Source organism: Mesorhizobium sp. M7A.F.Ca.US.005.03.2.1, from assembly GCF_003997795.1.
Taxonomy (GTDB): Bacteria; Pseudomonadota; Alphaproteobacteria; order Rhizobiales; family Rhizobiaceae; genus Mesorhizobium; species Mesorhizobium ciceri.
Map to the genome: position 1 here is coordinate 1 of NZ_RZRP01000149.1, position 9,728 is coordinate 9,728.

Sequence of the window (9,728 nt, forward strand, 5' to 3'; positions counted from 1 at the left end):
CGGCGATCGTGCTCGGCACGCTGGCCTGGGCGGTCTGGGAAACCGGCTTCGACTGGTGGGAACTCGGGCCTCGCGGCGGCGTCATCGTGCTTCTCGCTTTGTGGCTACTGACGCCGTGGGCGAGACGGGGTCTTGTCGGCCCTGACGCACGCGCGCCGCTGATCCTTGCCGTGCTGGCATCACTGGCCGTCGCCGGTTATTCGATGACTTCGGATCCGAAGGACATTGCCGGCGAACTCGGCACCGACAAGGTGGTCGCCAACGCCAATCTCGGCAATGACGTGCCGGCCGGCGAGTGGCACTATTACGGCCGCACGCAGTTCGGCCAGCGCTATTCGCCGCTCGACCAGATCACACCGGACAATGTCGCCAAGCTGCAGCCTGCCTGGACCTACCAGACCGGCGACGTGAAGGGACCGGACGATGTCGGCGAGACCACCTATCAGGTGACGCCGCTGAAGATCGGCGACACGCTCTACATCTGCACGCCGCATAATTTCGCCATCGCCATCGATGCCGCGAGCGGCAAGGAGAAATGGCGCTTCGATCCCAAGGTCAAGCTTGACAAGGACCGCCAGCACCAGACCTGCCGCGGTGTGGCCTATTACGCCGATGCCGCCGGCGCCGCCGGCCAGCCCTGTGCGACCCGCGTCTACCTGCCGACCTCGGATGCGCGGCTGATCGCGCTCGACGCCGCCAACGGGCAGATCTGCCCGGCTTTCGCCGAGGGCGGCACGCTGAACCTTCTGACCAACATGCCCTATCCGAAGTCGGGCTATTATTACTCGACCTCGGCACCGCTGATCTCAGGCGGCAAGATCATTGTCGGCGGCGCGGTCAACGACAATTATTCGACGCAGGAGCCGTCCGGCGTCATCCGCGCCTACGACGCTGCCACCGGCGCGCTGGTGTGGAACTGGGATTCCGGCAATCCGGACCAGACGACGCCGCTGCCGGCCGGCCAGACCTATACCGCCAACTCGCCCAACATGTGGTCGACGCCGAGCGCCGACGAGAAGCTCGGCCTGCTCTACGTGCCGCTCGGCAACCAGACGCCGGATCAGCTCGGCGCCGGGCGCAGTGCCAATGTCGAGAAGTTCTCGTCGTCGATCACCGCGCTCGACCTCAACACCGGACAGGTGCGATGGGTGCGGCAGACCGTGCACCACGATCTCTGGGACATGGACGTACCGGCGCAGCCGAGCCTGATCGACATCACCAAACCCGACGGCACGGTGGTGCCGGCGCTGGTCGGACCGACCAAGCAGGGCGATCTGTATGTGCTCGACCGCCGCACCGGTGAGCCGGTCATCGCGGTCAACGAAGTGCCGGCGCCCGGCGGCGCGATCGAAGGCGACCACACATCGCCGACGCAGCCGGTCTCCGATCTCACCTTCATGCCGAAGCCGCTGACCGGCGCCGACATGTGGGGCCTCACCATGTTCGACCAGTTGGCCTGCCGGATCGAATTCCAGGGCCTGCGCTATGAGCGTCGCTATACGCCGCCTTCCGTCCAGGGCTCGCTGATCTACCCCGGCAATTTCGGCACCTTCAACTGGGGTGGCGTCGCCGTCGACCCGGTCCGGCAGGTGCTGTTCGGCATGCCGACCTATCTGGCGTTCAAGTCGCAGTTGATCCCGCGCGATCAGGTGCCGCCGCCGGACGAAGGGCGGGGCAGCGAACAGGGGCTGAACCGCAACGAGGGCGCGCCCTATGCGGTGGTGATGGGACCGTTCCTGTCGCCGCTCGGCATTCCTTGCCAGGCGCCGCCCTGGGGCTATGTCGCCGGTGCCGATCTCAGGACCGGCAAGATCGCCTACAAGCACCGCAACGGCACCGTCTACGACATGACGCCGCTGCCGCTGCCGCTGAAGGTCGGCGTGCCCGGCATCGGCGGGCCGATGATCACCGCCGGTGGCGTCGCCTTCCTGGGGGCCGCAGTCGACGACTACCTGCGCGCCTACGACCTGACATCGGGCAAGCAGCTGTGGCAGGCGCGGCTGCCGGCCGGCGGGCAATCGACGCCGATGACCTATACGGTCGCCGACGGCCGCCAGTTCGTGGTCATCGTCGCCGGCGGCCACGGTTCGGTCGGCACCAAGCCTGGTGACTATGTGATGGCCTACGCGCTGCCGAAGTAGGGGCGACAGGGTAACGCGATCTTTCAGAGGTCGCGCCGCCCCTCATCTGTGCCGGTATCTTTTCCCCGCATAGTGACGGGGAAAAGTGCCCGACTGGGCGATGAGGGGCGGGAAATCTTCCGATCGGCCCGTTGTCGATCAGCCAATCCCCAAATGACCCTTCAGGCTGGGCACCGAGCCGAGCACCTTGTTGGTCAGGTCGGGGCCGGCGGCGGCTTCGGCCTGCTGGATCAGCGTCGCGCCGGCCTTCTGGATCTGCGCCATGTCGAGCCCGGATGCCTTGAGCGCGGCGATGCCGTTGATCAGCGCGCCGGCCTTCTCGCCGAGAACGCCGCCAAGCGCGCCCTGCAACGACGACAGAAAACCGCCACCGCCGGCCGGAGCGGCGGCCATGACGTCATATTGATGGGCGAGGTCGTCGGCGCCGGGGATCCTGGCGAAGAACGCCGAGGCGCTGGTGCCTTCCGCCTCGTGTTCGAGCACCGAGAAAATGGTGCCGACGACTTTCTCCGTCGTCGCCTGGTCGAGGCCCGCCTTCTGCGAAACGGTGTTGACGATGTCCTGGACGTTCATGGCGTCACCTCAACCCTGGGTTTTCGTGTTGCGGTTCCGCTCAGTGCGGACCCTGATCAACGATAGTCTGCCTGCATTCACAACTATCGAGCGTAGGGCCAAAGCGGCGGCCCCCGCAAGGACGACCGCGCTGGCGAGGATCGGGGAAGGCATGGTCATGGTCTCGCTTCCTTCTGGGTCTGAGGCACGCGGTCAAGATACCGTCGATAGCCACCTTCCTTCACGATTGTGGCAGCGCCAGCAGGATTTATCGCCAATGACTAAAAAGTGATGACACGGCCGCGCATGGGCACCGGCTTTGCTGCCCGGACGTGGCCGGCGGCATACGCCTGAGGCGATCGACGGCAGCGATGAGTGCTCGACTGGATCATGCCGGCTTGGTCCCTATGTAGCTGGGAATTGAAGCCCGAAGCAGAGGAGCCCATCCATGACGAGACCCGACGCCAAGCCCACCATCACCCAGGCGATGATCGACGCCTATGACGAGTACACGCATCTGACGCTCGATCGCCGCCGGTTCATGGAGCAGTTGACCCGGCTTGCCGGATCAGGTGCGGCGGCGGCAGCGATCGCGCCGCTTCTGGCGGCCAATTCGGCGCAAGCAGCAATCGTCGCCGACAACGATCCGCGCGTGAAGGGCGAGGACATCAGCTACCCCGGCGGCAGCGGCGAGATGAAGGGCTATCTGGTCAAGCCGGCGAACCAGGCGGGCAAGCTCGGTACCGTCATCGTCGTGCATGAGAACAGGGGGCTCAACCCGCATATCCGCGATGTGGCGCGGCGCGTGGCGCTGGAAGGCTTCGTGGCGCTGGCGCCGGATTTTCTGTCGCCGCTCGGCGGCACGCCGACCGACGAAGACAAGGCGCGCGACATGTTCGGCAAGCTCGATCCGGCGCAGACCATCGCTGACGGTGTTGCGACCGTCGCTTTCCTCAAGAGCGACAAGGACGGCAACGGCAAGGTCGGCGCTATCGGCTTCTGCTGGGGCGGTGGCACGGTCAACATGCTGGCCGTCAACGCGCCCGATCTCAGTGCCGGCGTTGCCTATTACGGCATGCAGCCGAAGGCCGCCGATATATCCAAGATCAAGGCGGCCTTGCTGCTGCACTATGGCGGACTCGACGAGCGCATCAATGCCGGCATCGACGCCTTCAAGAAGGAACTCGACGCGGCGCATGTCGACTACACGGTCTATGTTTATGAAGGCGCCAACCACGCCTTCAACAACGACACGTCGGCGGCGCGCTACGACAAGAAGGCGGCTGACCTCGCCTGGGGCAGAACGATCGCCTTCCTTCGGGAAAAACTGAAATGACTTCAGCTGTCATGCCGCCGGCGCCCAGGCGGTTTCGAAGGCCGGCGACAGGGTGAAGCCGGCCGGCCGCGCCGAAACGGGGGGCGGGCGGCGCACGCCTTCCTGCAGGTACCGCAACGCCGACGTCAGCCCGTTCATCGTGTAAGGCTTGGCTATGACGCCGATCGCGCCGGCGAAATGATCGGGGATGCGCTTCGGATTGGCGGTCATGAACACCACCGTCGAACTCTTCCTTTCGCCTATGTACTTGGCCACGTCGATGCCGGACGGCCCGTCACTCAGATGGATGTCGACGAAGGCGATATCGGCTTCGGTCGCATCCGCCATGGCCATGGCTTCCGCCGAAGAGGTCGCCCAGCCGACGACGCTGTGGCCGGCGTCCTCGACAAGGCTCTCCAGCTCCATTGCCAGCAGCGCTTCGTCCTCGATGATCAGGACCTTGAGCGGCTCAATCATGACACATTCCCTTTTTCCTGAGGTTCGTTCGGGATCGAGATAACGACCTTCGTGCCGGGGCCGGTGTCGCGCCATTCGATCTCGGCATGCAACTGGCGGGCGAGCGATTTGATCAGCCGCATGCCGAACGAGGCATCGCCGTTGGCGTCGGCCATGCCGACGCCGTCGTCCGACACCTCGATATTCAAGTGGCCGTCGGGCTGGCTCATTTTGATGCCCAGGCGGCCGGCCGACATTCCGTCGGGCTTGGACTTGAAGGCATGCTTCAGAGCATTGGTGACGAGTTCGTTGACCATCAGAGCGACGGGCGTTGCCTTTTCCGCGGAAATGACGATCGGTTCCAGGTCGAGAGCCGGACTGATCTCAGAGCGCCCCGACGCCGTCAGCAGGTCTGTCACCAGATCCTTGGCGAAATCCGCCACATCGAACTTGCTGACGTCCTTCGACTGATAAAGCCGCCGATGCACCGTGCTCAGGGCTTCGATGCGCTCCAGCATGGTGGTCAACGAACGCCTGATCGCTTCGTCCCGTATGGTCCGCCGCTGCATAATGATGAGGGAAGAGATCATCGGCGATGGCAAGGGCGGCGAGATTGCGCGTGCTCCTGAGGCCGATCGCCGCGACGCCGATGATGCCGACGAATTCGATCGCCGCCACCAGCGAGATCGGCAGTCGGTCGAGCGCCAGGTAGAACGAACAGTTCATCACCGCCAGACAGGCGCCGAAGGCCAGCAACAGCAGCCGCGTCGTGCGATCGGCGCGTGCGAAGCTTCGCCATGGACGGGTCAGGGGTGCGAAGATGAGTGCTGCCGTGGCGATGCGCAGCCACGCCATGCCGAGCACGCCGACATGCGGGAAAAGCAGCACGGCGAAGGCCGGCCCGAGATAGTGGAAGACGGCGCTGACGCCGAACCAGACATGCGGCGGCAGTTTTTCCGTTAGCTTGCCCAGGGTGAAGTTGCCCGGGGCAGGGGTCGCCGCGAGAGCTTGCGTTTGATCATCCATCGGATCAGTATCGCAGGCAGATTTGCCTATTTATATAGATGATGATTAGCTATTTCGGCTATCTTTCTCCCGGAATAAAGGAGTTTTCCATGAAGCGCCTTCGAACTGAAAGCGCCGATCTCGATGCCGCCGACATGAAGATCCTGCGCCTGCTGGAAAAGGACGCGCGCACCAGCACGGCGGAGCTGGCACGCTCGGTGGGCCTGTCGGCACCGAGTGTGGCTGAGCGCATCAAGCGGCTGCAGGAAAGCGGCGTCATCGAGGCCTATTCGGTCAGGATCAACCCGACGGCACTCGGCCTGCCGCTGTCGGCATGGCTGCGCATCCGGCCAGTGCCGGGGCAGTTGGCCGTCGTGGCCGAGATCATCCGCGAACTGCCGGAGATCGTGCAATGCGACCGCGTAACCGGAGAGGATTGTTTCATCGCGCTGGCGCATGTCGGGTCGGTGGTCGACCTCGAGCGGGTGATCGACCGCATCATTCCCTACGCGATGACCAACACGGCTATCATCCAGTCCTCGCCGGTGGTGGCGCGTTCGGCCCTGGCGGCGTTGAGGCGCCAGGCTTGACCTGCGGGGATTGTTCCGTTCGAGGACCTTATGCGTGGCCGCGCTTCATGCGCGCCTGTTTCAGGATGGCGCGCCAGCGGATCATGTCGAACGGAATCGGCTCGTTGTTGTTGGCGATGTGGAAGATCTCATTGTTGACGTTCTTGAGCGAGCGCCAGAAATCGTAGTCGGTGATGCGCGGATCGGCAGCCAACCTGTCCACCTCGACCTTGATGTCGGTTTTCATGCACTTTCCTCGAACCGGCGCCGCGCCGCCCGTGTCGCTACCTCGATGCAGATCGTTTTCGACCGGCCCGCTGAGTCGCGCAACGGCTCAAATGGCTTGTTCCCGTTAAAACCTTGGTAAGGTTAACGAGGGCGCCGCATCGCTTCAAGCGCCGCCGCCGGTCGACGGCAAGGTTCTGCGATTTTAGATCGCCGGTGTGGCTTTGAAGCCGGAAACGAGACGTGTCGGCATCGCCCTATTTGCGTTTGATGCCGATCGAGCGGCCGGCCCGTTCCGGCATCGGCAGGGCCGAATGGGCGGCGCGTATGTCTTCGACCCTGGCCAGCACATCGGCGGGGAAGGGCGCCACCTTCGGCCCGGACATGTCGACATGCAGCGACAGCGATTCGGAAGTCGCGGCCAGCCAGCCGTCGACATGGCGGATTTCCTGATAGGCCCGCAGCCGCTTATCGTCATGGTCGATGAGCTGGAAAGAGACCGTGACCTTGTGCTCGAGATGCAGTTCCTGCACGTAGCAGACATGGACTTCGGCGGTGTAGATGGTGAGGCGGCGATCCCTAGCATAGTTCGGTCCCATGCCCATTGCCTCGAAGGCGTCGTCCGAGCAGCGGTCGAACAGCACGTTGTAATAGGCCATGTTGAGATGGCCGTTGTAGTCGATCCAGTCCTTCTCGATGTCCATGGGTTTCGAGACGAAGGGAGTGGGGATGGGCATCGAAACTTCCTTGTTCTGGTGCTGGACAGAGCGTGGCTCCGGAGACTCTATTTGTTCTGACGCAATTTCGGACGGAAAACCGCTTCACACTTTTCCTGGAATTGCTTTACGCATCCATAGACGCATAACAAGCATGGACGCTGGTCCATTCGCGGAGGAATTCATGGCTCTGAGCGACCTCAACCCGGTCGAACGCAACGAGGAAGGCATCGCCGCGGTGCTCGGCATCCTCAAGCAGCAGCTCGGCGAGCGATTCCAGACCGGCCAGGCGATCCGCTCGCAGCATGCACATACCACCACCTACATTCCGACGCAGGCACCGGATGGCGTTGCGTTCCCCGAGACGACGGCCGAGGTGCAGGAGATCGTGCGCGCCTGTGCGGCGCACCGCGTGCCGGTGATCGCCTTCGGCGTCGGCTCCTCGCTGGAGGGTCACACCAACGCACCGGGCGGCGGCATATCGGTCGACACATCGCGCATGAACCGTATCCTGGCGGTCAATCCGCAGGATCTCGACTGCACGGTCGAACCCGGCGTCACCCGTGAGGATTTGAACCGGCATCTGCGCGACACCGGCCTGTTCTTTCCGATCGATCCCGGCGCCAATGCCTCGCTGGGCGGCATGGCCGCAACGCGGGCCTCCGGCACCAACGCGGTGCGCTACGGAACGATGCGCGAGAACGTGCTGTCGCTGACCGCCGTCATGGCCGACGGCGAAATGGTGACGACCGGCAAGCGGGCGAAAAAGAGCTCGGCCGGCTATGATCTGACGCGGCTGCTGGTCGGCTCGGAAGGCACGCTCGGCATCATCACGTCGCTGACCTTGAAGCTGCAGGGCATCCCGCAGGCGATCTCCGGCGGCGTCTGCCCGTTTCCGAGCGTCGAGGCGGCCTGCAACGCGGTTATCGCGACGATCCAGATGGGCATTCCGGTGGCGCGCATCGAACTGGTCAACGCGCTGCAGATGCGGGCGATGAAGAACTATTCGAAGCTCGATTATCCCGAAAGCCCGTGCCTGTTCGTCGAGTTTCATGGTAGCGATGCCGGCGTTGCCGAACAGGCCGAAACCTTCGGCATGATCGCGGAGGAAAATGGCGGCGGGCCGTTCCTGTGGACCAGCGTCGCCGAGGAGCGCACCAAACTGTGGAAGGCGAGGCACGACGCCTACTGGTCGTCGCTGACCCTGCGGCCCGGCGCCAAGGGGCTGTCGACCGATGTCTGCGTGCCGATCTCGCGCTTTGCCGAATGCGTCATGGAAACCGAGGCCGATATCGCCGAGATGGGCCTGATCGCGCCGATCGTCGGCCATGCCGGCGACGGCAATTTCCACGTGCTGGTGCTGATGGATGTGAACGATCCCAAGGAGATCGCGCTGTCGGAAAAGTTCGTCGCGCGGCTCAACATGCGAGCCATCGCCATGGACGGCACCTGCACCGGCGAGCACGGCATCGGCCAGGGCAAGATCGGCTTCCTGCGCCACGAGCTCGGCCACGGCGTCGACATCATGCGCACCATCAAGCAGGCGCTCGATCCGCTTGATATCATGAACCCGGGCAAGATCTTGCCGGGAAACTAACCGATTTTCCGACGCAAGGTTCGTAGGCGGCCAGTCTTGACCGCGCCACCATTCGGGCCGAGGCTTGGCCGGTAGCAGGGCCTGAAGCCAACAGGCGTGCCAGCGGAGGAGGATGCCATGGCGATTTCACGCAAGGAAGAAGCGCGCGCGCTGAGTGCCGACGAACACGATCTGGTGGAGAAGTCTCACCATCCGGCGGTGCAGGAGCTCTCCGACGCCGATCTTGCCGGCCTGGTCAAGCTGTTGCGGGAGCGGCGCGACAAGGCGCAGACCGAAGCACACCGCCGCCGGCGTGAGATCCGGGGCAAGGGCGCGGCGAAGGGCGCTACGCCTTCGAAGGCTGATGGCGGGTCGCAGCTCAAGCTTGCGGTGCTGGCCATGGCCATGCGGCGCCTGAATGGCGAGGCCGAGCGGCGCCGGCAACTGGCCGCCAGCGTTTCGCTGATCGAGAATGCGCGCAAGGCATTGGTGATGAAGCAAGGGGCGGCATCGGACGGCCCCGCCTTCAACTCGCGCACCGCGCGCAGGGGTATGCGGCCGGTGGCGAACCAGAGGGCGCCGGATCTGGTCCGGCCAATGGAACTCGGCCGGCAGCGCAGGGCGGCCAAGGTGGCACAGGCAAAGCGCGACGCACGCTGAATTCGCGGTGATCGCGGGCTGAAATCGTTGAGGACGCCTGCCTACCGTGCGGCAGGCTTCGCCTGTCCGCCCTCGACAAGCGTCTGCAGCATGGGGCGGGTTGGCGCGAAGAATGTCGTGCCGGTGTGCGGTGTGGAGAAATCGAGCAGGCGGTCGTAGGCGCCCGGCGGCTCGCCGATATACATGCGCTGCAGCATTTTTTCGGTGACCCAAAGATATCTGGAATAGCCGATGAAGTAGGTGCCGAACTCGTTCTGCCCCGGCCTGCCGAACGGCATGTTGTCGCGCAAAATATCGTACTCGTTGCCGGCGGCATCCTCGATGGTGGCCAGCGACTTGTGCGATTTGCGCGGCGCATCGTCATCGTCGATTTCGATGTTGTCGATCTTGGTGCGGCCGATGATCGCTTCCTGCTCGGGCGTCGGAATGCGCGCCCAGGCCTGCATGTCGTGGAGATATTTCTGGACGACGACATAGCTGCCGCCGGCGAAGTCGGCGTCTTCATCGCCGATG

Annotated in this window: 11 protein-coding genes and 1 pseudogene; 5 read left to right on the plus strand and 7 right to left on the minus strand. The window is 64.1% G+C overall.

Translation table 11 applies throughout. The features are described 5' to 3' along the window. The coding region (locus tag EN991_RS11125; RefSeq protein ID WP_164768976.1) for a glucose/quinate/shikimate family membrane-bound PQQ-dependent dehydrogenase at nt 1-2,141 on the plus strand (2,141 nt) is incomplete at its 5' end. 138 nt (nt 2,142-2,279) lie between these two features. On the opposite strand, the gene EN991_RS11130 is transcribed toward EN991_RS11125, so the two are convergent. Then, nucleotides 2,280-2,714, minus strand: coding sequence for a hypothetical protein (locus EN991_RS11130; RefSeq protein WP_127368749.1), 435 nt, complete (start codon nt 2,712-2,714; stop codon nt 2,280-2,282). Nucleotides 2,715-3,141: 427 nt separating this feature from the next. Between EN991_RS11130 and EN991_RS11140 the strand changes: the two genes are divergently transcribed. Beyond that, on the plus strand, nt 3,142-4,029 hold the full coding sequence (locus tag EN991_RS11140; RefSeq protein ID WP_127368750.1) for a dienelactone hydrolase family protein: 888 nt from the start codon (nt 3,142-3,144) through the stop codon (nt 4,027-4,029). Nucleotides 4,030-4,038: 9 nt separating this feature from the next. On the opposite strand, the gene EN991_RS11145 is transcribed toward EN991_RS11140, so the two are convergent. From EN991_RS11145 to EN991_RS40845, 3 genes and pseudogenes are all read right to left on the minus strand, one after another. Further along, nucleotides 4,039-4,485, minus strand: a complete 447-nt coding sequence (locus tag EN991_RS11145; protein ID WP_013531002.1) for a response regulator — start codon at nt 4,483-4,485, stop codon at nt 4,039-4,041. Further along, nucleotides 4,482-5,054: a sensor histidine kinase gene (locus tag EN991_RS11150; protein WP_348630501.1), complete on the minus strand. Its 573-nt coding sequence runs from the start codon at nt 5,052-5,054 to the stop codon at nt 4,482-4,484. The genes EN991_RS11145 and EN991_RS11150 overlap by 4 nt, the downstream gene beginning before the upstream one ends. Before the next feature lies 1 nt (nt 5,055). Further along, nucleotides 5,056-5,490, minus strand: a pseudogene (locus tag EN991_RS40845) (EamA family transporter); the annotation flags it as partial. Between the two features lie 89 nt (nt 5,491-5,579). On the opposite strand from EN991_RS40845, the gene EN991_RS11160 reads away from it, so the two are divergent. Further along, nucleotides 5,580-6,059, plus strand: coding sequence for an Lrp/AsnC family transcriptional regulator (locus EN991_RS11160; protein WP_013531005.1), 480 nt, complete (start codon nt 5,580-5,582; stop codon nt 6,057-6,059). Between the two features lie 28 nt (nt 6,060-6,087). On the opposite strand, the gene EN991_RS11165 is transcribed toward EN991_RS11160, so the two are convergent. Both EN991_RS11165 and EN991_RS11170 read right to left on the minus strand, forming a co-directional pair. Continuing rightward, the gene (locus EN991_RS11165; RefSeq protein WP_013531006.1) at nt 6,088-6,285 is read right to left on the minus strand and encodes a hypothetical protein; all 198 of its coding nucleotides are present in this window, start codon (nt 6,283-6,285) and stop codon (nt 6,088-6,090) included. Between the two features lie 235 nt (nt 6,286-6,520). Next, complete coding sequence (locus EN991_RS11170) at nt 6,521-7,000, minus strand: thioesterase family protein (protein WP_127368751.1); 480 nt, start codon at nt 6,998-7,000, stop codon at nt 6,521-6,523. 163 nt (nt 7,001-7,163) lie between these two features. Here EN991_RS11170 and EN991_RS11175 point away from each other — a divergent pair, with 163 nt between their 5' ends. Both EN991_RS11175 and EN991_RS11180 read left to right on the plus strand, forming a co-directional pair. Further along, nucleotides 7,164-8,576 carry an FAD-linked oxidase C-terminal domain-containing protein gene (locus EN991_RS11175; RefSeq protein ID WP_127368752.1) on the plus strand — a complete coding sequence of 471 codons (1,413 nt, stop codon included), beginning with the start codon at nt 7,164-7,166 and terminating at the stop codon, nt 8,574-8,576. A 117-nt stretch (nt 8,577-8,693) separates the two neighbouring features. After that, a complete protein-coding gene (locus EN991_RS11180; RefSeq protein WP_013531009.1) occupies nt 8,694-9,215 on the plus strand; it encodes a hypothetical protein in 522 nt (173 codons plus the stop codon). A gap of 41 nt (nt 9,216-9,256) precedes the next feature. On the opposite strand, the gene EN991_RS11185 is transcribed toward EN991_RS11180, so the two are convergent. Further along, on the minus strand, nt 9,257-9,728 hold a 472-nt coding region (locus tag EN991_RS11185), incomplete at its 5' end, for a Dyp-type peroxidase (RefSeq protein ID WP_127368753.1).